Genomic DNA, 23,913 nt, shown 5'->3' with positions numbered 1-23,913 from the left:
ATCCGTCCCATGTCGGCTGACATGCTGGGTAACGGATTACCGGTTGGTTTACCATTATCTGCACCGGAGCAAACTATCCGCGTTGTGGTCTGGAATATCTATAAGCAACAGCGTCCTGACTGGCGCAAAACCCTTGATCGTATTCTGCATGACACCCAACTGGCGCTGCTTCAGGAAGCACAACCTTCTCCTGAGCTGGTCAGCCTGGCCGGAAAACATCAGCTGGTTGCTGATCAGGTTCCTGCGCTGCATTTTCAGCAGCATCCTTCCGGTGTGATGACACTGGCAACGTCTCATCCAATCTATTGCTGTCCGTTGCAGCAGAAAGAACCCTTATTGCGCCTGCCGAAATCGGCATTAGTCACGGTATATCCACTGCCGGACGGGCGTCAGCTGATGGTAATTAATGTCCATGCTATTAATTTCAGTTTTGGTGTGGATGTTTACCGGCGTCAATTGAATACGGTTGGCTCTCAGATCCGCTGCCATATCGGGCCGGTGATCCTCGGCGGTGATTTTAATGCCTGGAGCAGACAGCGAATGAATGCCCTGAAACGTTTTGCCCGCGCTCAGGGGTTGAAAGAAGTGCTGTTTCCGCATGATATCCGTACCAAAGCATTTGGTCACCCGCTGGATTATCTGTTTTATCGCGGATTTAAGCTGGTTTTATCGGATGTTATGCAGACAGATGCGTCGGATCACCATCCTTTGATTGCCGAATTTCAATAATTCGGCTTGTATCAAAAAAATAATATATAAATATAAATTATATAAACAGTAGTGATTAACTAACTGCTATAGTTAACTCTGTGTTGATGTTATGTGTTATTTATTTAATTTTAATGTTAAATAATTAAACGGAGAAACTAAATGCAGCGTATTGTTATTGTTGGTGGCGGTGCCGGCGGCACGATGGTCGCAAATATTCTGACCAGAAAGCTGTTAAATGATATTTATCAGAAGAAAGTGGAAGTTGTCCTGATTTCAGACAGTGAATGGCACTATTATAAACCTGCGTTTATGTATGTGGCCTTTAATCTGTATCTGAAAGAAGAATTACGGAAGTCACAACGCTCTCTGCTTCGTCCCGAAATTCAGTTCATTCATGATCGTGTGGAGCATTTTGATTTTGCATCACAGATGCTGCAGGGAAAAAGCGGAACCAAATACGGATATGACTATCTGGTGATCGCGACAGGTTGCCAGCCGAGACCCGACCGGATCTCCGGAATGAAAGAAGCCGCCGACCATTTCTATCAGTATCAACCTGCCCGCCAGCTGGCTGAAAAGCTGGCAAAATTCGAAAAAGGCCGGATTTTTATTACCGTTTCTTTCCCGAATACCCCGAATGTGCCTCACCAGTGCGGTATCGCACCGATGGAAACCACGCTGATGCTGGATGATTATTTCCGTCAGCGCCGTGTCCGCCAGGATATCGAAATCGTTTATACCTATCCGACCGTGTCTCAGTTATTGCGTAACTGTCTGTTTATGCAGAAAGATGTTTGTGAAGTTCTGCCGGCGGTCTTTCAGGAGCGCAATATTCAGGCTCAGCGCGGTTTTACCCTGGAGCGAGTCTGTCCGGAAAAGAAAATTGCCTACTCCAAAGAGGGGGAAGAGCAGCCGTTTGATCTGCTGATAGGTACGCCACCGATTTCTGCGGTGGAATCGGTACGCAATACCGGATTATCCGACGGCGACCCGGAAGAGGGCTGGCTGCCGACAGATCCGGAAACGTTGCAGGTGTACGGGCTGAAAAATGTGTATGTCCTCGGGGATACTGTGGATCTGCCGATCAGTAAAGCAGCGGGCAGCTGTCATAACCAGTCAACCGTCGTGGTGGATAACATTATCGGCGAGATGCGTTTTGGCTATACCACCGCCATTTATGACGGACGGGTTCAGGCGGTCGCGCAGATGGGACTGAATGCGGGGATGCCGCTCCAGTATGATTATAAGCATGATGTGTTACCGACACCGGCAACAAAACTGGGCGGTCTGCTGCGCACCGGTTTTAACCGCGGGCTCTACTGGTCAACCGTTCGCGGTCTGGTATAACGGAGGAAACTGCAATGTCTGCAACAGAACAGATGAATGAACACGCTGCTGCACCAAAACCCGAATTATCCGCAGAGACAGCGGAAAAATTGGCGGTGTTAATGCAGCTGAACCGCTTTGACAATGTGATCGATCTGCTGTCGCTGGTCTCGGATCTGGTCGATATTATCGGCAAGAATGAGGTCAATAAACTGGCGGATAATACGGAATCGGGTATCGCATTATTGTGGGAAAGCGGGCTGGCGCTGAACAAGGCCAAAATGGAAATGATGTACAGTGATGAAAAGTACAATTTCCGCAATACCTATAAATTACTGAAAGATCAGGACACGCTCAAAGGCATTAATATGGTACTCAGAACGTTACAGATTATGGGCTCCCGTATTCAGCGTATCGATAGCGAACCCTGATACCGGACATAAAAAAACCGGGTGTTGTATTCACCCGGTTTCGTGTTTTCAGAACAGTGAGCTGTCTATACCCGTTTTTTCACACCGGCAAAATAACCGACAGTCAGAATGACCACCCAGGCAATTCCCACTATCAGTGCCACACGTGTATCCGGGAAGTAACCCAGCAGCGCAATCACAAAGACCATAAAGGCGATGGTCAGAGCGGGTGCCACCGGCCACATTGGTACCGGGAATTTCAGGGTTTTGACCTCTTCCGGTTTCATCTTCCGGCGCATTGCCACTTGTGATAACAGGATCATCAGCCAGACCCAGACGGTCGCGAAGGTAGCGATAGAGGCGATAATAATGAAGATTTTTTCCGGGATCAGGTAGTTCAGAACCACACCGATCAGCAGAACTGCACTCATCACCAGAACCGTCATCCACGGTACACCGTTTTTGGTGAGCTTCATAAAGGACTTCGGTGCCTGACCTTCCTGCGCCATGCCGTACATCATCCGGCCTGCGCCGAAGATATCACTGTTAATCGCAGAGACGGCGGCAGTGATCACGACCAGGTTCAGAATATTGGCCGCGTAAGAGATATTCAGTTTCTCGAAAATCTGCACAAACGGGCTGCCGTTATGGCCGATCTGGTTCCACGGGAAGATACACATCAGGATAAACAGTGTCAGCACATAGAACAGCAGAATACGCAGCGGTACTGCGTTGATCGCTTTCGGAATGGTTTTTTCCGGGTTCTGTGCTTCACTGGCGGTGATGCCGATAACTTCAATACCGCCGAAGGCGAACATCACAATGGCCAGTGAGGCTATCACCCCGCTTATTCCGTTCGGCATAAAGCCGCCGAATTCCCATAAGTTACTGATACCGGTAGGATGTGCGGTTTCCTGGCCGAAGCCGAACAGCATAATCGCCGCGCCGCCGACAATCATGGCGATAATCGCGGTGACTTTGACAATCGAGAGCCAGAACTCCATCTCACCGAATATCTTCACGTGACATAAATTCAGCGCGCCAATGAAACACACGATCCCCAGCACCCAGATCCACTGATCGACATCCGGGAACCAGAGCTTCATATAGAAGCCGAAGGCGGTGACGTCCGCGAGACAGACAATCAGCATTTCAAAAACATAGTTCCAGCCGGTGAGAAACCCGGCAAGCGGCCCCATATAATGGCTGGCATATTGTGAAAATGAACCCGGTACCGGATGGTGGACTGCCATTTCGCCCAGCGCACGCATCACCATAAAGACTGCCGCACCCCCGATAAGGTAGGCCAGCAGAACAGCAGGACCCGCCTGCTCAATAGAGGCTGCCGAGCCGTAAAACAGGCCGGTGCCTATCGCCGATCCGAGAGCCATAAAGCGGATGTGCCGCCCTGTAAGCCCCCGTCGTAGCGCCGTATTATTTTCTTTCATGTATTTAATCCTGTCGCTGTCGTGATGAGCAGCGTTTTTACTGATGTGAAACGCGGTCAGAGTCAACCCAGTACTTTAACATAAAGAGTCATGCTGACGGGATAATTATCTGCAATAATACGGTTCTAAACGTAAGGAACAAATGAGTGATGCAATACCCTATTAACGAAATATTTCAGACATTGCAGGGCGAAGGGGTTTTTACCGGCGTTCCGGCCATTTTTGTCCGCTTACAGCGCTGTCCGGTCGGGTGCAGCTGGTGCGATACCAAACATACCTGGGAACAGCTGCCGGAAAAAGCCTGTTCAGCAGAAGACATGATGAATAAAACAGAGGAGGACGACCACTGGGCTTCTCTGAATGCAGACAGCATTATTATGCAGTTTGAGGCGAAAGGTTATACGGCCCGGCATGTGGTGATCACCGGCGGTGAACCGTGCTTATACGATTTGCGACCGCTGACGGCAGCGCTGGAAGCGCGGGGTTATCAGTGCCAGATTGAAACCAGCGGCACACAACCGGTGCAGTGCAGTGAGAAAACCTGGGTGACAATATCCCCGAAAGTGAATATGCGCGGGGGTTATGATGTACTGACGCCTTCACTGCTGCGGGCTGATGAAGTCAAACATCCGGTCGGGCGACAGCGGGATATTGATGAACTGGATTTACTGCTGGCGAAACTGCCGGGGGGTAAACAGCCGGTGGTGGCGTTGCAGCCGATCAGTCAGAAACCGGCTGCCACTGCGCTCTGCATTGAGACATGCATCGCGCGTAACTGGCGTTTCTCGATGCAGACTCACAAATATCTCAATATTGCCTGATTATTTACCGCGGTAAACACAGCCTGCGGTACAGGTCTCTTTGACCAGCACGGCACTCAGCATCGGCAGCAGCGGTTTGGTCTGCTGCCAGATCCACTCTGCCAGTACTTCGCTGGTCGGGTTTTCCAGCCCCGGGATCTCATTGAGATAGTGATGATCCAGACGGTCATAAATCGGTTTAAACGCCTGTTTGACCTCAGCAAAGTCGAGCAGCCAGCCGGTATGTGCATCCACCTCACCACTCAGCTCCAGGCGGACGAGAAAGGAATGCCCGTGCAGACGCCCGCATTTATGGCCTTCCGGGACATGCGGCAGGCGGTGGGCGGCTTCAAACTGGAACTCTTTAAAAATCGTGGTGCTCATAACTCTCTCCGGATAATGACGGTATGGCGTAATAAAAGCGTCATTTTACGCAATATTCAGTGAAAATGTTACCAAAAAACAGCAAAGTGACGAATTAATAACAGATGTATCCGGTGATTTTCCATCGACAAAACCGGTGCTTTTCTCTATGTTGGAACGTCAGAATAATAACGGATACACTCATTTACCGGGTTTACTATGACATCGCCGACCTCAACCTCTCCGCTCGCCGCGCCTGACTGGCAGCACCTGCAACCCTTACTTAATACACTGACACCGCAACAGCTGAACTGGTTGTCGGCCTGGTGCCGTGAACGGGCAGCGGCAATGCCGTCTGCGGCGGGACAGGAACCGGCCGATATTCTGCTGATTGCGGCATCCCAGACCGGTAACGCCCGGCGGGTGGCGGAATCCCTGCGGGATCAGCTGTTCAGTGCGCAGCGGGCCGTGCGTCTGGTAAATGCCGGGGATCTCTCTCTTTCCGGATTTCCGGAATCACCGCTGGTGGTGCTTATCTGTGCCACTACCGGGGATGGAGACGCACCGGAAGAAGCCCTGCCGCTGTTCCATTTTCTTCATTCTGTTCAGGCACCGTTGCTGACAGGAACCCGTTATGCGGTGCTGGCGCTGGGCAACCGGGCGTATCCGCAGTTTTGTCAGGCCGGAAAGCATTTTGATAACCGCCTGCATGCTCTCGGGGCGCAGCGGATCCTGCCGCGTGCCGAGGCGGACAGTGATTATCAGGCCACTGCAGATAACTGGATCTCTCAGTTACTCCCTGAGCTGCTGAACCTGACACCGCCGGCAGATGCGGAGAGGCTCAGCCGTTTGGCTCACAATGCCGTGGTGCAGATTGATTCACAGCCGCACCGGCGTGATAAACCACAGTCTGCGGTTTTGCGTCGCGCTGTGCGCCTGACGGCAGAGGAGTCGGAAAAGCATGTCTGTCAGATTGCCCTGGATATCCGCGGCACCGGGTTGCGGTATCAGACCGGTGATGCGTTGGGTGTGTATCCGGAAAACAGCCCGGAGCTGGTCAGTGAGCTGCTGGGACTGCTTTGGTTTGACGGCACTGAGCGCGTCACGCTGAAAGGAAAATCGTATTCACTGCGTGAAGCCCTGCTGACGCAGTGTGAGCTGACCATCAACAGCGCACCGGTTGTGGCAGCTTACGCCCGCCTCAGTAACGCGCCGGAACTGCTGGATATGATTGCGGATCCGCAGCAGCTGACGGCGTATGCACAGCGCAGACCGGTGGCGGATATGGTTCGTGAGTTTGCCGTGCAAACCTCCGCACAGGCCTGGGTGGATTGCCTGCCGCCGCTGATGCCGCGCCTTTATTCTATCTCCTCGTCGCCGCTGGTCTCGCCGGATGAGGTGCATCTGACCGCCGGGGTGGTGGAATACCAGACGGACGGGCGCACCCGCTACGGTGCGGCAACCCGTTACCTGACGCATCAGTTACAGCCCGGGGATACGGTTGCCTGTTTTATTGAGCATAATGATCACTTTCGCCTGCCGGATGACCCGGAAAAACCGGTGATTATGATAGGGCCGGGCACCGGTATTGCACCGTTCCGCGCTTTTCTTCAGCAGCGGGCGGCTCAGCAATCCGGCGGAAAAAACTGGCTGATTACCGGCAATCCGCATGAAAAAAGTGATTTTCTGTATGAGGCAGAGCTGACAGACTTTGTGCGTCAGGGCGTGCTGACGCAACTGACAACCGCCTGGTCGCGGGATCAGCCGCAAAAGATTTATGTGCAGGATAAGCTGTCTGAAATGCGGGAAACCGTCTGGCGCTGGCTGGCGCAGGGCGCATACATTTATGTGTGCGGGGATGCTTTCCGGATGGCAAAAGACACGGATACCGCATTACTGGAGATTATCCGCAGTGAAGGGGCGATGTCCGCAGAAGAGGCTCAGGTTTTTCTGAACGGATTACGGACAGCGAAACGTTATCAGCGGGATGTTTACTGATCTTCTGTCTGAATAACGGACGGAACAGTAGCATCTGCGCCGATCTTATGGGAAGATTAGCCGATCTTTTCGGGGGCGGTGATGGGCAAACTGACGCTATTACTTTTAGTTATTCTGGGCTGGCTGCAATATTCATTGTGGTTAGGGAAAAACGGTATTCACGACTATGTACAGGTCAGTGAAGATGTTGTTGCATCAGAACAGGTAAATGCGAAGCTCAAAGCCCGTAACGAACAGTTATTTGCTGAGATCGGCGATCTGAATGACGGGCTCGAGGCTATCGAAGAGCGCGGCCGCAGTGAATTAGGCATGATCAAGCCCGGTGAAAGCTTTTACCGTATCCTGTCCGAAAAACGGACACAGCAGAACGCGCAGTCACAAAGTCGCAGTAACTAACCGCTATGACACTACTTTCTTCCGCAATGACCGGCGCACAACCGGCACCGGACTTATCCGGTATTTCTGATGATGCTCCGGTCACCGCGCTGATCCCGGCCGCCGGTACCGGTACCCGCATGCAGTGCGAATGCCCCAAGCAATACCTGACAATTGCCGGAAAAACCATTCTGGAACATACCCTCGCTATTCTGCTGGAACACCCGCGTATCACACAGGTGGTGGTGGCGCTGCATCCGCAGGATACGGTGTTCAGTACATTACCGGTCGCACGACATCCCCGCATCCGCACTGTTACCGGCGGTGGTGAGCGGGCGGATTCTGTTCTGGCGGGTCTCGATTATCTGGCGGAGCATACCCCGGAAAACAGCTGGGTGCTGGTGCATGATGCTGCGCGTCCTTGTCTGCAACTTGCGGATCTGAACCGGCTGCTGGCCGTGATGTCAGACACACAGACAGATAACCGCGTGCAGGGGGCGATTCTGGCCTCACCGGTACGCGATACCATGAAGCGGGGTGTGGCATCTGCCGGGTATACCGGTATTGATCATACTGTTGAGCGCACACAGTTGTGGCATGCCCTGACCCCGCAATTTTTCCCGCTTCATCTGCTGCGTACCTGTCTGCAACAGGCGCTGTCTCAGCAGGCCGTGATCACCGATGAAGCGTCCGCACTGGAGTTTTGCGGCTATCAGCCTCTGCTGGTGCCCGGCCGCGCGGATAATATTAAAGTCACACAGCCGGAAGATCTCGCACTTGCCGGGTTCTACCTGTCCAATAACAATAAGGAACAGACAACATGATGAGAATCGGACACGGTTTTGATGTTCATGCCTTCGGCGGCGAAGGCCCGATTGTGATTGCGGGCGTCCGCATTCCTTACGAACAGGGATTACTGGCGCATTCCGACGGTGATGTCGCGCTGCATGCGGCGACTGATGCATTACTGGGTGCGGCGGCACTGGGCGACATCGGCAAATTATTCCCGGATACCGATCCGGCCTATAAGGGCGCGGACAGTCGCGTTTTGCTGCGCGAAGCTTTCCGCCGTATTCAGGAAAAGGGCTACAGACTGGGCAACCTGGATGTCACCATTATCGCTCAGGCACCGAAAATGCTGCCGCATATCCCGCAGATGCGGGTGAATCTGGCGGAAGATTTGCAGTGTCATATGGATGACATCAATGTGAAAGCTACCACTACCGAGAAACTCGGTTTCACCGGCCGCAAAGAGGGGATCGCCTGTGAGGCGGTGGCGCTGCTTGTGAAGGTTGAAGCATGAGTCTCCCGGTCAGCTATTTCCACGGTAAACCGGCAGCCACCGGCGTGCTGAAAGCACAGCCGGAAGATTTTCTGGTGCAGGAGGATTTGGGGTTTGAACCGGACGGCGACGGCGAACATGTGATGGTCCGTATCCGTAAAACCGGCTGTAACACGCGGTTTGTGGCGGAAGAACTGGCGAAATTCGCGAAAATCGCCGCCCGTGCTGTCAGCTACGCCGGGCTGAAAGATCGTCATGCGGTCACCGAACAGTGGTTTTGTCTGCAGATGCCGGGAAAAGAAACACCCGATTTCACACAGATGCAGCTTGAAGGCTGCGAAGTGCTGGCAGTTAACCGCCAGAAACGCAAATTGCGGATCGGCGCGCTGAAAGGTAATCAGTTTACTATTGTGCTGCGCCGGATCAGCGATCGCGCCGCGACAGAACAGCGTCTGCAGCAGATTGCACAGTCCGGGGTGCCGAATTATTTCGGTGAGCAGCGTTTCGGACGCAACGGTCAGAATCTGTATTTCGCCCGGCGCTGGGCTGACGGTGAAATCAGTGTAAAAGATCGCAGCAAACGCGGTTTTTATCTTTCTGCCGCCCGCAGTGCCATGTTTAACGCGGTGGCAGATGCCCGTCTGACACAACATCTTCAGGCAACCGTATTGCAAGGTGATGCGGTACAACTCGCCGGTCGCGGCAGCTGGTTTGCGGTTCAGGCGGATGAACTGGCGGATGTGCAGCAGCGTCTGGATAACCGTGAACTGCGCATTACAGCGCCGTTACCGGGTAAGGGCGATTTGGGCTCTCAGGATGCGGCACTGGCGTTTGAAACGGAACAGCTGGCACCATGGCAGTCTCTGTGGCAACTGGCGGCGACAGAGGGGGCAGATAATGCCCGTCGTGCGCTGATGCTGTATCCGGAACATTTCACATCTGAATGGATGGATGATGAAACCGTTCGTTTGTCCTTTTTCCTGCCGGCCGGCAGTTTCGCCACCAGTGTTATCCGCGAAATTATTGAGCTGGAAGCGGATCAGGCCGCGGAATTCAGTGAATAATCAACTGACTGATTAACATAAAAAAGGGGCGGAATAATTTCCGCCCCTTTTTTGTTCCGTTTTTTATTTAGCTTTTGCTGCGGTGGCCTTGTCTGTTTCTGCCAGTAACGCTGTCAGATAAATTTTTGCATCCACCGGATCTTTGCCCGGCAGTTTCACCTGATACGGTTTACCGCTGATGGAGGAGCCGGATGCCACTTTATCCACAAACTGTTCTGCGGTGCTCAGACGTTTTTTCGTTTTGCTTAATTTCAGGCGCAGATGTGATTCCGCGTCGGCGGCATTATGCTCACTGCCGTTGCGGATAAAAGTCAGCTGTTCCTGCTTCCCGACGGCAGTCAGCAGATTCTCCACTCTGGTCTCTTCCTGAGGTGACAGCGCAAATGCCTCTGAGACCAGAAGCAGTCCGGCAGCCAGTGCGGTGAACAGGGTTGCGGTAATTCGCCGGCAGATAGCCATGCAGAAATCCTTTCGGTGATAAATAATAATAGCAGTATCATGCAGGTGAATATGAAAAAAGCAATCAGACTAAATCTGTTATAACCCTTTTTTATCGCGGCTAACTTGATAAAATAGTTTTTTAACGTGATAAATGCGCTGCTGCTGACAAAAAAGGATACCGTTGTGCTGAAAATTCTGGTGAGTAATGATGATGGCGTCAGTGCGCCGGGGATCCGGACATTATCTGAGGCGCTGCGGCGTACTTACCATGTGCAGGTGGTTGCTCCGGATCGCAACCGCAGCGGGGCATCCAACGCGCTGACACTCGATCGCCCGCTGCGTACGGTGATTCACGAGAATGGCGATATTGCGCTGGTGGAAGGCACGCCGACGGATTGCGTTTATATCGGTGCTAATCTGCTGATGCGCCCGCGTCCGGAAATTGTGGTTTCCGGCATTAACTGCGGCCCGAACCTCGGGGATGATGTGATTTACTCCGGTACGGTTGCGGCGGCAATGGAAGGTCGTCACCTGGGATTACCGGCAATTGCGGTCTCCCTGAACGGCGAAACCTATTATGATACGGCGGCAGAAATTACCTGCCGTCTGCTGACTATGTTACAGCAGGTGCCGCTGCGGGCCGGTAATATTCTGAACGTGAATGTGCCGGATATCCCGCTCAGTGAGATAAAAGGAATGAAAGTGACCCGCTGCGGAACCCGCCGGGCACCGGATGTGGTTTATACGCAGATGGATCCGAAAGGGAATCCGCTGTACTGGCTCGGTCCTCCGGGGGAGAAACTGGACACCGGCTCGGATACCGATTTTGCGGCGGTGGATGCAGGTTATGTCTCTGTCACGCCGCTGCATGTTGATCTGACCGCCTACAGTGTGCAGGACAAATTAGAAGACTGGTTACAAAAAGCAGGGGTGATACAGGAATGATCCGCCGGGTGGTACAGGATCTGATGACACAGTTACGTCAGGCCGGGATACGCGATGAACGTCTGTTACAGGCGATGGCGGCTGTCCCGCGGGAGAATTTTGTCGATGAGGCGCTGACACACAAAGCATACGACAACACCGCGCTGCCGATTGGCTGCGGTCAGACTATCTCTCAGCCGTTTATGGTGGCGAAAATGACAGAACTGCTGGAACCGGCTCCGCAGGCGCATGTGCTGGAGATTGGCACCGGATCCGGCTATCAGACGGCGATCCTTGCACACCTGGCGGCGCATGTTTACTCTGTTGAGCGGGTGAAAGGGTTACAATGGCATGCCAAACGCCGTTTTAAACAGCTTGATCTGCATAATATTTCCACCCGTCACGGTGACGGCTGGGAGGGCTGGTCGTCCCGTGGTCCGTTTGACGGTATTATTGTCACCGCTGCCGCCAGCGATATCCCCCCCGCGCTGCTCAGCCAGCTGGCGGATAACGGCCGGATGGTGATACCGGTGGGGGAACAGCAGCAGATGCTCAAACTGATCCGCCGCCGGGGCAATGACTTTCATACCCAATCGATCGGAACTGTCCGGTTTGTTCCCCTGGTTCACGGGGATCTGGGATAAAAATGGCTATTTTGGTAACAAGACTTTTTCATTTCGCTTAGTATCTGTTTTAATAATACAATCCTGCCATGCGGTCTGCGGCTGCGTGGTGACTTTCTGATTGTCCGTTTTCGCACTATTTCCAGTTTCGGGAGAAGGAATATGAACTCAAGAAACCCTATGAAAACAATACGATGGGTTGCAATTGGGTCACTGATGAGCACAGTTCTGGCCGGGTGCTCAACGCCGTATCATGCCGCACCAATCAGCAGTGTGGAAGAGAGCAGCAGTGCACCGGTAATGACAGCAGGTAATGATAATAACAACTCATCTGTGTCGACACCGATGCCGGTACGTCCTCAGCTCAGTTCTGCCAATAATACACAACCGGTCAGCCGGAGTGTGCAGCAGCCGCGTTCTGCCGGTGTGCAGACCGGCAACAGTGGCCGGATTCAGTACAACCGTAATTATGATGCGATCCCGAAAGGCAGCTACAACGGAAATACCTATACGGTTCAGCGCGGTGATACCTTATTTTACATTGCTTATATCTCAGGATCTGACTTCCGTGAACTGGCAGCACAGAATAATATTCCTGAACCGTACAGCCTGAACGAAGGGCAGGTGATCCGGTTAGGCAATGGCGGTGGTAATGTTGCACCGGTCAGCAGCGGAACTCAGGTCGCGACAAATAGGAATACTCCGCAAAACAGGGTGGTTGATTCTCAACCAACTAATGCGTATTCTGAATCAGCAGGCGCTAAACCGGCCGGCGGTAAGATGCTCTCATCTCAGGTCACCGCACAGGCAAAAGCGAATAACGGCACTGCCGCTGCCACAGCAGCAACAACGGCCGCCGTTACCGCACCGGCAACAACAACCAGCGCGCCTGCCGCCGTAAATAGTGGTTCCTTTAAATGGGGCTGGCCAGCGGAAGGCAAAGTCATTTCCAACTACACAGGACCTACCAGCGGTAACCGGGGTATTGATATCGGTGGTACACGTGGACAGCCTGTTTTTGCTTCAGCGCCGGGTAAAGTGGTGTATACCGGTAACGCGTTACGCGGCTACGGCAATCTGGTCATCATCAAGCACAATGATGATTTCCTGACAGCCTACGCGCATAACGATTCCATCCTGGTTAAAGATCAGCAGGACGTCGCAGCGGGTCAGAAAATTGCCACGATGGGCAGCAGCGGAACCACATCTGTCAGATTACATTTTGAAATTCGTTACAAGGGAAAATCAGTCAACCCGCTGCAGTACTTACCGCAGCGATAAACGGCAGAACAGCGTGTTCTGCCTGAATTATCGGGGTAGGAGCAAGCTGATGAGCCGTAATCCACTGAACGCTAACGAGTTATACGACGAAGATTTTGCCGCCGGGCAGAATGAAGATGAAGAGCTGTTTGATGAGAAACAGCTGGCAGAGGAAAGTGAATCTGACGATCCCGGCCCGGACATTGAGTTCGTGCAGAGTGTCAGCCAGCGTGTCCTGGATGCTACTCAGCTTTATCTTGGTGAGATAGGCTTTTCACCGCTGCTCAGCGCAGAAGAAGAAGTCTTTTTTGCACGGCGCGCCCTGCGGGGTGATACCGCAGCGCGCCAGCGTATGATTGAAAGTAACCTCCGTCTGGTGGTTAAAATTTCCCGCCGCTACAGTAACCGGGGGCTGGCGCTGCTTGATCTGATCGAAGAGGGCAACCTCGGGCTGATCCGCGCGGTGGAGAAATTTGATCCCGAGAAAGGCTTCCGTTTTTCTACCTATGCCACATGGTGGATCCGTCAGACGATTGAACGGGCTATCATGAACCAGACCCGCACCATCCGTCTTCCGATTCATATTGTCAAAGAACTGAATGTTTATCTGCGTACCGCCCGTGAACTGGCACAAAAGCTGGATCATGAACCGACAGCGGAAGAAATTGCCGAACAGCTGGATAAACCGGTAGATGATGTCAGCCGTATGCTGCGTCTGAATGAGCGCATCACCTCCGTGGATATCCCGGTGGGGGCGGATTCCGACAAAGCACTGCTGGATATTCTGTCTGATGAAAATGATGTCACACCGGAAAACCGGCTGCAGGATAACAACATGCAGCAGAGCATTGTGAAATGGCTGTATGAACTGAATCCGAAGCAGCGGGAGGTACTGGCGCGCCGTTTTGGTTTGCTGGGCTATGAGGCGGAGACGCTGGAAGATGTCGGACGCGAGATTGGTCTGACCCGCGAACGTGTGCGGCAGATTCAGGTGGAAGGTTTACGCCGCCTGAAAGATATCCTGCATAACCACGGGTTGTGTGAGAATTCACTGTTTAACTGAGTGATCCGTAAAACAGCGTTCTCAGCGCAGTTATAAATATGATGCATGCAAAAGGGGGAATAAATTTTCCCCCTTTTTCTTTTGTCCGGTTGTCAGAGCATCTCTTTCAGGCGGTAGAGCCAGTCCAGCGCCTGACGCGGTGTCAGTGAATCCGGGTTAATCCCCGCCAGTGCATCCAGTGCCGGTGCGGCTTCCTCCGGCGCATCCAGCAGATTCATTTGCGGTGTTTCCACATGGCTTGCCGTTGCATTCAGTGACAGTGATTCCAGCTCGCGCAGTTTCTGCTTCGCGCGTTTAATCACATCACGCGGCACCCCGGCGAGCAGTGCAACCGCGAGGCCGTAACTTTTGCTGGCAGCACCGTCCTGCACGCTGTGCATAAAGGCGATAGTATCACCGTGCTCGACCGCATCCAGATGGATATTGGCGACACCTTCCAGTTTCTCCGGCAGCGTGGTCAGCTCAAAATAGTGGGTGGCGAACAGTGTCAGTGCTTTGATGCGGTTTGCCAGGCTTTCCGCACAGGCCCAGGCCAGCGATAAACCATCATAGGTGGATGTGCCGCGCCCGATTTCATCCATCAGTACCAGGCTCTGTTCCGTAGCGTTATGCAGGATATTGGCGGTTTCGGTCATTTCCACCATAAAGGTGGAGCGGCCGGACGCCAGATCATCCGATGCCCCGACACGGGTGAAAATCCGATCGACCGGGCCGATAACCGCATTTTCCGCCGGCACAAAGCTGCCGATATACGCAAGCAGTGCGATAAGCGCGGTCTGCCGCATATAGGTACTCTTACCGCCCATGTTCGGGCCGGTGATGATCAGCAGGCGGCGCTGTGGTGACATTACCAGTGGGTTAGCGATAAACGGCTCTGTCAGTACATGTTCGACAACCGGGTGACGACCGCCGGTGATCTGAATACCGACTTTATCCGTCAGTTGCGGACAGGTGTAATTGAGCGTTTCCGCGCGTTCAGCCAGGTTGGTGAGTACATCCAGTTCCGCCAGGGTGTCTGAACTGCGCTGAAGCGCTTCCAGGTGCGGCAGCAGCAGATCAAACAGCTCATCATAAAGGGCTTTTTCAATCGCCAGTGCTTTGCTCTTGGAGGTCAGAACTTTATCTTCATACTCTTTCAGTTCCGGAATGATGTAGCGCTCGGCGTTTTTCAGGGTCTGGCGGCGGACGTAATGGATCGGTACCAGGTGGCTTTGTCCGCGGCTGACCTGAATATAGTAGCCGTGGACACCATTAAACCCGACTTTCAGTGTATCGATACCGAGCTTTTCCCGTTCGCGGATTTCCAGTTTGTCGAGATAATCACTGGCGCCATCCGCCAGGGCGCGCCACTCATCCAGCTCTTCATTGTAGCCAGGGGCAATCACACCGCCGTCGCGCACCAGTACCGGCGGTGCTTCAACAACGGCCCGCTCCAGCAGAGACTGTAATTCATCAAACTGTCCGATACGCTGTTGCAGTGTCTGAATATACGGATCAGATACCGCACTCAGCTGCGCCTGAATAGCCGGATATTGTGAAAAGGCGTGACGCATCCGCGCCAGATCACGCGGGCGGGCGGTACGCAGTGCCAGTCGTGCCAGCACCCGTTCGAGATCGCCTATCTGGCGCAGAACAGGCTGTAAATCCGGGCTGATTGTCATCAGCGCGGCAATGGCCTGCTGGCGGTTGGCGAGTACGGCTTTGTCACGCAGCGGGGAGTGCAGCCAGCGTTTGAGCATCCGGCTGCCCATCGGGGTCACGCACAGATCCAGTACGGAGGAAAGCGTATTTTCAGTACCGCCGCTGAGGTTTTGGGTAATTTCCAGATTGCGGCGCGTGGCGGCATCCAGAATGACATTTTCCTGAAGGTTTTCCAGGGTCACACTGCGGATATGCGGCAGTGAGGTACGCTGGGTATCTTTAACATATTGCAGCAGACACCCGGCAGCCTGTAAGGCCAGCGGGGCATTTTCCACACCGAAGCCATGCAAATCCCGGGTGCCGAATTGTAATGTCAGCTGCTGACGGGCGGTTTCCAGTTCAAATTCCCACAACGGACGGCGGCGCAGCCCTTTCTGATTCTGAATAATGGCGAAATCCGCCATATCTTCCGGATAGAGCAGCTCAGCCGGACGGGTACGCTGCAATTCCGCCGCCATCGCGTCTTTATCCTCTAACTGGAGGATACGGAAACGGCCGGATGTGATATCCAGAGTCGCGTAACCAAACCCGCGCGCATCCTGCCAGACCGCAGCGAGCAGGTTATCCTGGCGCTCCTGTAACAGGGCTTCGTCACTGACCGTTCCCGGTGTGACGATACGGATCACTTTACGCTCCACCGGGCCTTTGCTGGTGGCCGGATCGCCGATTTGCTCACAGATAGCAACAGATTCCCCGAGCTGAACCAGTTTTGCCAGGTATCCTTCAACCGCATGGTGCGGGACACCGGCCATCGGGATCGGCTGACCGGCGGTCTGACCGCGTTTGGTCAGTGAAATATCCAGTAACTGTGCTGCCCGTTTAGCATCATCAAAGAACAGCTCATAGAAGTCACCCATCCGGTAAAACATCAGAATATCCGGATGTTGTGCCTTGAGCCGGAAGTACTGCTGCATCATGGGTGTATGGGAATCAACGTTTTGGTTGTCAGTCATAAGAATTCTGTTAACACTCTGAAAGAATTGCGGTTTATCAACTGCCCGTTACCGGGATTGTCTTCATTAATGTGCCTAAAATAACACAGATTATGATGAAAGAGAGGATTCCTTCCCGCACTGCGGTGAATTATTGAAAAGCGTGGAGGAAGATCGCAAAACCGGGGGAAGATGAGCAGATCACGCGAAAAGCCGCGCAATATACGTTTACGCGGCTTCCTCATTCCGTGTTGTTCTGTTCCCTGAACAATCACGTCAGATTTATACAATCAGATACTGCTGTGAATTTAAAATAGCATATTGAATTGTATTTTAAATGTTAAATAAATATCCGGAGCAACGAGTTGTATTTTATTATAATACGATCCGGTTAAATTCAATAAATATTACTAAATGATATGTGGTTTTTTTAATTTATACGAATAGAGGTTATCGTGTATTTACCGTTTGCATCTTCACCACTCTGATAAAAATAAAGATGCCCGCCGATAAAGAAGAAGTTAAATGTTTTACGATCATCGACAACATAGTCAAATTCAAATATGCTGACCAGTCCGAGCGTTGTGGTTAAATAAACCTGCATGGTTTTACCATCTAAGTCAACGCAGCAAAGATAAGTCGTTGCAGTAACATCATCATAAGCTGACTGAATAATATCATAGTAACATCCGAAGTTTTTACTGACGATATTTTCACCCAGAGTGCCGTTTTCATAAATAGGCTTGATCAGATAATTACCCTGCTCATCTTCCACCAGAAAGAAATTTTTCTTACCAACATTATAAGAGACAGTTTGTGGATAAATATGACCTAACTCACCTTTTTCAACCATCGTTAATTTTATTTTACGAGCCATAATGTTACTCCTTTGATATTAATTACACTCCGATGTGGTGTGTTTATAGTTATAAGGAAATAGCATGATGTCCGCAATATTGAAAGTTAATGATCTTATTATTCAAATTATGAAATCTAAAATAAAGTATAGCGTATTATTATGCGGGAAATATTGTTCTCTGTATAAATTATATCCTCTTTGAGTATCCGCTATATAATAACGGTAATTTATTGTAATAATGGTAAATAGTAACGTTACGTGCATAGCCATTATTGCTTATTATCGCACGTAAAGTCCGGAATTTATCAAAATTAGCCGTTAGAATTCATCACCATTTAATTAAACGAAACCGGCTTATATTATGTTACGCCCGATACTTCACACTCTGATTATTACCGGCTCTCTGAGCCTGAGCGCTTTTTCTTATGCTGACGGCCCGACTCTGTCGCTAAGTGTCAGTCAGTCCGGCGGTTCGGCACAAAATGATGATGGCTCTCCTGATGCTACCCGTCCTTCTGAATCCAAATCCCGTATTCTGCCTATCTGGGGTGATGAGGCCCGCGCCCGCGGTTATGATCTTCCCGAACCTTTTGGTGTCGGTTATAACTATATGAATCTGCGGCAGGATATTGTTGTGGATAAAATCGGGTTTATTATGCCGAAAAACCCCGAGACAGCGAGTGCATTATCAGTCGATGCGGGTCATACCCGGGAAAAAAGTGAAACCCATATGCTGAAAGTGGATTCCTGGATTTTTCCGTTTATGAACGTATATGGCTTATACGGTAAAACCAAAGGTAAATCCCACACTATGCTGAATGGCGGTGCCTTTGATCTCGGGTTTACAAAATTGCCGCTGGAATTCCTGGAAGGACAGCCGTTCGATTTGGATTTCGAAGGTAAAACTTATGGTGCCGGTATGACGCTGGCCGGCGGATATAATCAGTTTTTCGGCACCGTTGATCTTAATTATACCAAAACCAATCTGGATATCCTTGACGGCGATATTAAAGCACTGGTGATTTCTCCGCGGGTCGGTTATGAATTTGTCTTTTCACCGTTAATTGCCGGGCAGGGGAACACTAAATTACAGGTCTGGACCGGGGCCATGTATCAGGATATTACTCAGCGGTTTAAAGGGGATATCAGTGGACTGAGCTTACCGGGACAATTTCAGGACTTTGTGGATGCGCTGGATGATCCGGGAATGAAATTTGATGTTGAGCAGCATCTTGCTCATAAATGGAGCAATCTGGTGGGTGCCCGGTTAGAAGTGACCCGCAATTTTAATATCACTTCCGAAGTGGGTTTTAATAACCGTAACAGTTTCTTTATTTCCGGAGAGTTCCGTTTTTAATGATATGTCGTTATTGCGCCGCCGGGCTGGCATTTGCCGGTCTGGCGGCGGTTCACACAGCAAACGCCGGTTATTTACCTTCCAGGGAATACATTGATGATGCACTGTCCGGACTGGGCAGTAATAATCAGTTTGACCGCAGCAAAACCGTCGATTGGGGGGTATTACCCGGCCCGTTTTATACCCCTGAACTGGAATTGGGTGTCGGGGTGGCGCTGGTCGGTATGTATCAGGCGGATAGTGATCCTGACAGTAAAATATCCACTTTATCCCTCAGTGGTTTTGCCTCCTCAACCGGGGCGTTCGGGCTTAATCTGAATAATTACACCTATCTGGATAAGGATAACTGGCGCTTTTATCTCAGCGGCACAATTAATAACGTGCCGACGGATTACTGGGGAAAAGGGTATCAGGCCGGGCGCGTCAGTGATCATTTCGGTGAATATAAGTCACAGCAATTGCGGCTGACGCCGTCACTGCTGCGCCGTGTGGCGGATGATACCTATCTGGGGGTAGGCTGGGATTTCAGCACACTGAATGCTGCCTCGCCGGATAAACCGTTCAGCCGCTATATGGATGAGCATGACTATGACCGGCATGCGGTCAGTTCCGGGGTCAGCGCCACCTTCAGTTATGACAGCCGGGACTTCCTGCCGAATGCCCGTCAGGGGCAGGCGCTGGATCTGCGTTATACCTGGTATGCGCCGTCACTCGGCAGTGATACGCGGTTTAATACCACCGAGATTCAGTACAACTATTATTATCCGCTGGATGACAAAACGGTACTGGCATTTGATAACTACGCGCGCTTTGCATCCGGAGATGTGCCGTGGGATCAGTACTCCCGGCTGGGTAACGGACGGCAGATGCGCGGGTATTACGATGGACGCTATCAGGATAATCATGTCTTTGCCTCACAGGTGGAATACCGGCGCAAGCTGGACTGGCGGCACGGTATTGTGCTCTGGGCCGGCGGCGGGACGATGAGTGAGAGTGCTCGTCATCTCGGCGGCGGTCACTGGCTGCCGAACGTGGGTGTGGGGTATCGTTTTGAATTTAAACCACGGATGAATGTGCGGCTCGATTTTGGTGTCGGGAAACAGAGCAGCGGTTTTTATTTCCAGGTCGGGGAAGCCTTCTGATGCGGGTATTTATCAGCGCAATTGTCATGATGGTGCTGTTATCCGGCTGTCAGAGCCGGATGGCGGATGTGCCGGTTATCCGCGCCGATCTTTCTCCGCAAACCACGGAAATGGCAGCTCAGGCATTTCCGGTTGCAGATGAGGTGAGTGCGCCTGACGGGCTGCGTCCCTGCTGTGCATTCGGCTATGATCTGCGGGCAAAGCTGGGGCCGGTTCCGGTGCCGTTTTACACCATCGGTAATGTGCTGACTGCCGGTGATTTGGGGGAGCATGTTTACAATGACAGCTTTTGGTTTGGCGTGGCAGACGTTATCGGCCTGAGTAATGAAAACCTCGGGATCATCTATTCCCGCCACGGCGGATTTATTGATATTGCCCATGTGCGGGATACCGCTGATTACACATATTACCTGTTCACGCAAATCTATCCGCACCTCGGTGAAGCCCGGATGCTGACGCTGTCGGATGAACTGTCTTCCCGCCGTATTCAGTTCCGCCGTTTTACCCCGCCGCCGGATCCGGCAGAGCGCTATACCCTGAGTGTGTATCTGGCGGCACGGCTCGCGTTTCGCCTGGCGGCATGGCATGAAATCGCCCAGTGGTACGGTTATCATTCTGTTCCCGGTTTTTCTGAGGAAATCTCGGCATTTACCCCGGAAGATCTCTATTCCAACCTGCTGGGGGCACGTCTTGCCATCACATTGCTGTTACAGGGGCATGGCGGATCAGTCGCTGATTTTAACCGCGGAATGGACGGTATCCTCCCGCAGGCGCTGGCACAACTGGATGCACAGCCCGCCGCCGTCACCCGGCAGATGTTTGACAGTATTGACGGGCTCTGGTGGGATAAGCGGCAGCGGGTACCGGAGAAGTTTCTGGTGCTGCGCCGTGATTACCGTGTGAGTGATGACCGGCTGCCGTCACAGCCGCCGCAGGAAACTGCTGCCGGGATGCGGCTGGCGCTGCCTCAGCATTACCGGGGCTGGTCTCTGGCGGATTTGGCGTCCTTTGAATTATGGCGGACAAACTCTCCCGGAAATCTGCCGGTGACTGCACTGCCGTTTACCGAAGCGGATTTTCCGGCACTGACAGAACATGCGGCGGCTGAGGATAAAAAAACAGCGCCGGTGTCAGTGCAGCGAAATCAGTAACAGCGGGAGAACCCGGCCGGGCAGGGATTCCGACGGCGTTTCCCCGATACGGATAGCTCCCTGGCGGATATAAAATGCCTCCGCATTCGGGTCCGCATCCACCAGAAGGGCGCTGATACACTGTGTCCGGGCGGAGGAAACCGCCCACTGATACAGCGCGCTGCCGATCCCCTGATGTAAATAGTCCGGATGCACAAAAAGTTTGGAGAGTTTTCCGTTCTCTTCCTGGCGGTTGATGGTCAGCTGCACAACACCGGCGATTTTGCCGTTGATCCGTGCAGTCATCAGCCGCGAACGGTCAAAATCAGCGGAGGTAATGGTCAGTTCATCCCGGCAGGTCGCCATAAAGGTTTCATCATATCCCCAGTGCTGTTTTGAGCGCAGGCACAGACGGGTCAGATACTCCGCTTCATCACGCTGAGGCGGGGCGAGTAAAAAAACGGGTGCTTCTGTGGTCATAACGATCAAATCCGTGATTTTGCTGAGACGAATAATAATAGCAGATCAAATGTCAGCCTGCGTAAGCCGGCGGTGTGTTATTTCACCGCAGGCGGATGTCATTTTGTACCGGGGTTATCAGCGCGGAAAAGCTGAACGGCGGATTGTGCATCTGTCCGGTATTACAGTGACGTAAAAAGCGCGATGCCCTGAGCGGCAGCAGATCCGGGCGGCCGTGGCAGCCCAGCGTCTGTAACTGACCGGGCCACTGTTTTGCCGCCAGTTTCAGGTGCTCTGCCGGATCACCGGCGATCAGATTAAAGCCGTATGGCAGCCAGTGTGCCGGTTCAAATTTCCTCTGTAATGTCAGCCCCCAGCCGGACACCGCACTGTAAACCGGCGGCCGGAAATCCGGTGCCAGCACATGACGCAGTGTCAGCTCCCGTGCCTTCACCATCTGCAGTAAACGGATATGCTGCGGCAAACGGGGCAGTTCATCCAGCACCTGTGACAGCGAGCTGTACAGCCGTTCCGCCATCATCGGGCTGTCGAGGAGAATAAAGCGCGGTGAGTTACTCACTCCCCGGAAGAACAGGCAGGTATCCCACAGGATCAGTTCCGGGGCAGGTAAATCTGAGCCACAGATCGCCATTGCGCTGATCGCCGGCCCGTTTTCGGTCAGGCGGATATGCGGCGGGGTGATTTTCCGCCAGTGGCGGAGAAGGGCATCGGTTCCGGTCACCACCACGGTATCAGTATCACGCAGTAACGCGGTCTCACTCTGCGCCGGATCGGCAAATTCACAGATGATATTGCCTGCACCCGGCTGTCCGCACAGCATCGTGAGCCAGTCGTTGTGGTTGCGGGTTCTGATACGGATAGCGGTACCGGTGATATAAGCAGCGATGACCAGCTCCGCCGCGGTCAGCGGGTTATGACCGTTATCAATAATCAGCACACGTTCTGCCGCATACCATTGTGTGCCGCTGAGGGCGCTTTCTGCCGCGGTATCAATGGCGCGGGTATCCGCCAGCCACTGCAGACGCATCTGACAGAATGAGTGTGTGGCTGGGTCGGCGGAAAATACCGGTTTACGGCTGAGCATTGCCGACAGGCGCTCTTTGATGGCGGCAATGCGCGTACTGATAGCGTTTGTCATCCTATTTCATCCCCGCTGAGGCTGTCCCGCGCCGTGATATTGTCCCGGAAATATATCCAGGGCAGCATGCTGCCGCAGGCACAGCCGGTGCCCTGTTCACAGACATCGGTCGTCAGCAGGCGCTGGGCGGGCAGCGGTGTGAGCAGGGGGGTATTCAGCTGTAACAGACCGGTATTGCCTTCTGCTGCCGGATAGCCATTCTCACCAACCAGCGTAAAGCGGGCAAACTGCGGAATATGGAAATACCCTTCCTGACAACTGACGTAATGTAGCGGGTGTGCCGGTGTACGGTAGATTTCACGGATAGTGACGGACGGTGCCAGCAGTGTCTGCGGCAGTTTATCGGTGATGATCCGGCGGTAGCGGCTCTGACCGTGACTGCTCAGTATACGGATATCCCCTTTCAGGGCAAAAGGTGCCGGGCTGTGTTGTGCGAACTGTGCGGCATGATGTGCAGCGGCAAAGAGATACACCGGGTCAGGTTTCTGCGCCCATTCCATCAGTACCGCCCAGGCCAGCACGGTATTCGGCTGACCATCCGCAAAAACAGCGGTAACACACTCTTTTACAGGTGCAAACTGCGTCAGTTCAGGGAACAGCGGGGTGTCGTATTCATTGTGCGGGGAAGACGGCGGTGGTGTCAGCAGCAGGAAACGCGCCGGACGGGTGTCGGTGAGTCCGCTGAGCCGGAGAACAGATGCCATCGTCCGTTTAATGGTTTCCGCGTATTCTGCATGTGTGTGTGTGGACGGACACCCGCTGCGGAACAATGCTGCAGGGATGACCGGCGCAGGCTCTGCGTTATCCAGCAGAGCATAGGACGGATTATAACGGCAGTGATAATTGTCAGTCTGCTCCATCGCTTTCTGATAACGGGTCTCCGCTGACGGCGTCAGCGGCGCACAGGGCGACGGGTTATCCGCGAACTGTTCAATCGCACCGGTGTCCGCAGATACCGGCTGTACAATCTCCTTTTGCATCATCTCCCCTGATAGTCCTGATAAAAACGGCGGGGTCAGTATATAAGTATTCGTTATGCGATAATTCTTAATTAGGCAAAGAACACACTCAGGAAGGTGATGCCGG

The 23,913-nt window shown here is 52.7% G+C and carries 24 protein-coding genes; 16 read left to right on the top strand and 8 right to left on the bottom strand.

Features of this window, described 5'->3' with window-relative positions; all coding sequences use genetic code 11:
* The 3 genes from N7387_RS00895 to N7387_RS00885 form a co-directional block, all read left to right on the top strand.
* Positions 1-729 (top strand): endonuclease/exonuclease/phosphatase family protein (locus N7387_RS00895; protein ID WP_347815218.1); only part of this gene is annotated, 729 nt, incomplete at its 5' end.
* 141 nt (positions 730-870) lie between these two features.
* Complete coding sequence (locus N7387_RS00890) at positions 871-2,058, top strand: FAD/NAD(P)-binding oxidoreductase (RefSeq protein WP_279796137.1); 1,188 nt, start codon at positions 871-873, stop codon at positions 2,056-2,058.
* 14 nt (positions 2,059-2,072) lie between these two features.
* Complete coding sequence (locus tag N7387_RS00885) at positions 2,073-2,468, top strand: hypothetical protein (protein WP_262883792.1); 396 nt, start codon at positions 2,073-2,075, stop codon at positions 2,466-2,468.
* A gap of 65 nt (positions 2,469-2,533) precedes the next feature.
* Here the strand turns inward: N7387_RS00885 and N7387_RS00880 are convergent, their stop codons facing one another.
* Entirely contained in the window at positions 2,534-3,895 is a 1,362-nt protein-coding gene (locus tag N7387_RS00880; RefSeq protein WP_279796136.1) for an amino acid permease, read from the bottom strand.
* Between the two features lie 149 nt (positions 3,896-4,044).
* On the opposite strand from N7387_RS00880, the gene queE reads away from it, so the two are divergent.
* Positions 4,045-4,716, top strand: coding sequence for a 7-carboxy-7-deazaguanine synthase QueE (queE, locus tag N7387_RS00875; protein WP_279796141.1), 672 nt, complete (start codon positions 4,045-4,047; stop codon positions 4,714-4,716).
* On the opposite strand, the gene queD is transcribed toward queE, so the two are convergent.
* The gene (gene queD, locus N7387_RS00870) at positions 4,717-5,079 is read right to left on the bottom strand and encodes a 6-carboxytetrahydropterin synthase QueD (protein WP_279796135.1); all 363 of its coding nucleotides are present in this window, start codon (positions 5,077-5,079) and stop codon (positions 4,717-4,719) included. It lies immediately after the preceding gene.
* 198 nt (positions 5,080-5,277) lie between these two features.
* On the opposite strand from queD, the gene N7387_RS00865 reads away from it, so the two are divergent.
* From N7387_RS00865 to truD, 5 genes are all read left to right on the top strand, one after another.
* Positions 5,278-7,056: a flavodoxin domain-containing protein gene (locus tag N7387_RS00865; protein WP_279796134.1), complete on the top strand. Its 1,779-nt coding sequence runs from the start codon at positions 5,278-5,280 to the stop codon at positions 7,054-7,056.
* 81 nt (positions 7,057-7,137) lie between these two features.
* On the top strand, positions 7,138-7,452 hold the full coding sequence (gene ftsB / locus N7387_RS00860; RefSeq protein ID WP_262861416.1) for a cell division protein FtsB: 315 nt from the start codon (positions 7,138-7,140) through the stop codon (positions 7,450-7,452).
* Positions 7,453-7,478: 26 nt separating this feature from the next.
* Positions 7,479-8,255, top strand: coding sequence for a 2-C-methyl-D-erythritol 4-phosphate cytidylyltransferase (ispD, locus tag N7387_RS00855; RefSeq protein ID WP_262883794.1), 777 nt, complete (start codon positions 7,479-7,481; stop codon positions 8,253-8,255).
* On the top strand, positions 8,255-8,734 hold the full coding sequence (gene ispF, locus N7387_RS00850; protein WP_025154391.1) for a 2-C-methyl-D-erythritol 2,4-cyclodiphosphate synthase: 480 nt from the start codon (positions 8,255-8,257) through the stop codon (positions 8,732-8,734). Before ispD ends, ispF begins: the two co-directional genes overlap by 1 nt.
* On the top strand, positions 8,731-9,777 hold the full coding sequence (gene truD / locus N7387_RS00845; RefSeq protein WP_279796133.1) for a tRNA pseudouridine(13) synthase TruD: 1,047 nt from the start codon (positions 8,731-8,733) through the stop codon (positions 9,775-9,777). Before ispF ends, truD begins: the two co-directional genes overlap by 4 nt.
* A 63-nt stretch (positions 9,778-9,840) precedes the next feature.
* On the opposite strand, the gene N7387_RS00840 is transcribed toward truD, so the two are convergent.
* The gene (locus tag N7387_RS00840) at positions 9,841-10,236 is read right to left on the bottom strand and encodes a DUF5329 domain-containing protein (RefSeq protein WP_279796132.1); all 396 of its coding nucleotides are present in this window, start codon (positions 10,234-10,236) and stop codon (positions 9,841-9,843) included.
* A 165-nt stretch (positions 10,237-10,401) separates the two neighbouring features.
* Between N7387_RS00840 and surE the strand changes: the two genes are divergently transcribed.
* From surE to rpoS, 4 genes are all read left to right on the top strand, one after another.
* A complete protein-coding gene (gene surE, locus N7387_RS00835) occupies positions 10,402-11,163 on the top strand; it encodes a 5'/3'-nucleotidase SurE (RefSeq protein WP_279796131.1) in 762 nt (253 codons plus the stop codon).
* Positions 11,160-11,786, top strand: a complete 627-nt coding sequence (locus N7387_RS00830; RefSeq protein WP_274370376.1) for a protein-L-isoaspartate(D-aspartate) O-methyltransferase — start codon at positions 11,160-11,162, stop codon at positions 11,784-11,786. The genes surE and N7387_RS00830 overlap by 4 nt, the downstream gene beginning before the upstream one ends.
* Before the next feature lie 141 nt (positions 11,787-11,927).
* Positions 11,928-13,046, top strand: coding sequence for a murein hydrolase activator NlpD (nlpD, locus tag N7387_RS00825; RefSeq protein WP_262864390.1), 1,119 nt, complete (start codon positions 11,928-11,930; stop codon positions 13,044-13,046).
* Positions 13,047-13,095: 49 nt separating this feature from the next.
* The gene (gene rpoS / locus N7387_RS00820) at positions 13,096-14,088 is read left to right on the top strand and encodes an RNA polymerase sigma factor RpoS (RefSeq protein ID WP_279796130.1); all 993 of its coding nucleotides are present in this window, start codon (positions 13,096-13,098) and stop codon (positions 14,086-14,088) included.
* Positions 14,089-14,180: 92 nt separating this feature from the next.
* On the opposite strand, the gene mutS is transcribed toward rpoS, so the two are convergent.
* Together mutS and N7387_RS00810 are read right to left on the bottom strand one after the other, a co-directional pair.
* Positions 14,181-16,742: a DNA mismatch repair protein MutS gene (gene mutS, locus N7387_RS00815; protein WP_279796129.1), complete on the bottom strand. Its 2,562-nt coding sequence runs from the start codon at positions 16,740-16,742 to the stop codon at positions 14,181-14,183.
* 409 nt (positions 16,743-17,151) lie between these two features.
* On the bottom strand, positions 17,152-17,598 hold the full coding sequence (locus N7387_RS00810; protein WP_279796128.1) for a hypothetical protein: 447 nt from the start codon (positions 17,596-17,598) through the stop codon (positions 17,152-17,154).
* 343 nt (positions 17,599-17,941) lie between these two features.
* Between N7387_RS00810 and N7387_RS00805 the strand changes: the two genes are divergently transcribed.
* Genes N7387_RS00805 through N7387_RS00795 form a run of 3 tightly spaced genes read left to right on the top strand, consistent with a single transcriptional unit; the run spans position 17,942 to position 21,230 of the window.
* The gene (locus N7387_RS00805) at positions 17,942-18,937 is read left to right on the top strand and encodes a hypothetical protein (protein WP_279796127.1); all 996 of its coding nucleotides are present in this window, start codon (positions 17,942-17,944) and stop codon (positions 18,935-18,937) included.
* Positions 18,937-20,079, top strand: coding sequence for a BamA/TamA family outer membrane protein (locus tag N7387_RS00800; protein ID WP_279796126.1), 1,143 nt, complete (start codon positions 18,937-18,939; stop codon positions 20,077-20,079). Before N7387_RS00805 ends, N7387_RS00800 begins: the two co-directional genes overlap by 1 nt.
* Positions 20,079-21,230, top strand: a complete 1,152-nt coding sequence (locus N7387_RS00795) for a DUF4056 domain-containing protein (RefSeq protein ID WP_279796125.1) — start codon at positions 20,079-20,081, stop codon at positions 21,228-21,230. Before N7387_RS00800 ends, N7387_RS00795 begins: the two co-directional genes overlap by 1 nt.
* On the opposite strand, the gene N7387_RS00790 is transcribed toward N7387_RS00795, so the two are convergent.
* From N7387_RS00790 to N7387_RS00780, 3 genes are all read right to left on the bottom strand, one after another.
* The gene (locus N7387_RS00790) at positions 21,210-21,689 is read right to left on the bottom strand and encodes a GNAT family N-acetyltransferase (protein WP_072872323.1); all 480 of its coding nucleotides are present in this window, start codon (positions 21,687-21,689) and stop codon (positions 21,210-21,212) included. The two genes, N7387_RS00795 and N7387_RS00790, sit on opposite strands and share 21 nt — an antisense overlap.
* Before the next feature lie 82 nt (positions 21,690-21,771).
* Positions 21,772-22,827 (bottom strand): hypothetical protein, encoded by a 1,056-nt coding sequence (locus tag N7387_RS00785; RefSeq protein WP_279796123.1) that lies wholly within the window; start codon positions 22,825-22,827, stop codon positions 21,772-21,774.
* Positions 22,824-23,807, bottom strand: coding sequence for a hypothetical protein (locus tag N7387_RS00780; protein ID WP_279796121.1), 984 nt, complete (start codon positions 23,805-23,807; stop codon positions 22,824-22,826). Before N7387_RS00780 ends, N7387_RS00785 begins: the two co-directional genes overlap by 4 nt.
* Between the last annotated feature and the right edge of the window lie 106 nt (positions 23,808-23,913).

Source organism: Morganella sp. GD04133, assembly GCF_029835375.1.
Lineage (GTDB): Bacteria > Pseudomonadota > Gammaproteobacteria > Enterobacterales > Enterobacteriaceae > Morganella > Morganella morganii_B.
This window is presented reverse-complemented; position numbering and strand designations above follow the sequence as displayed.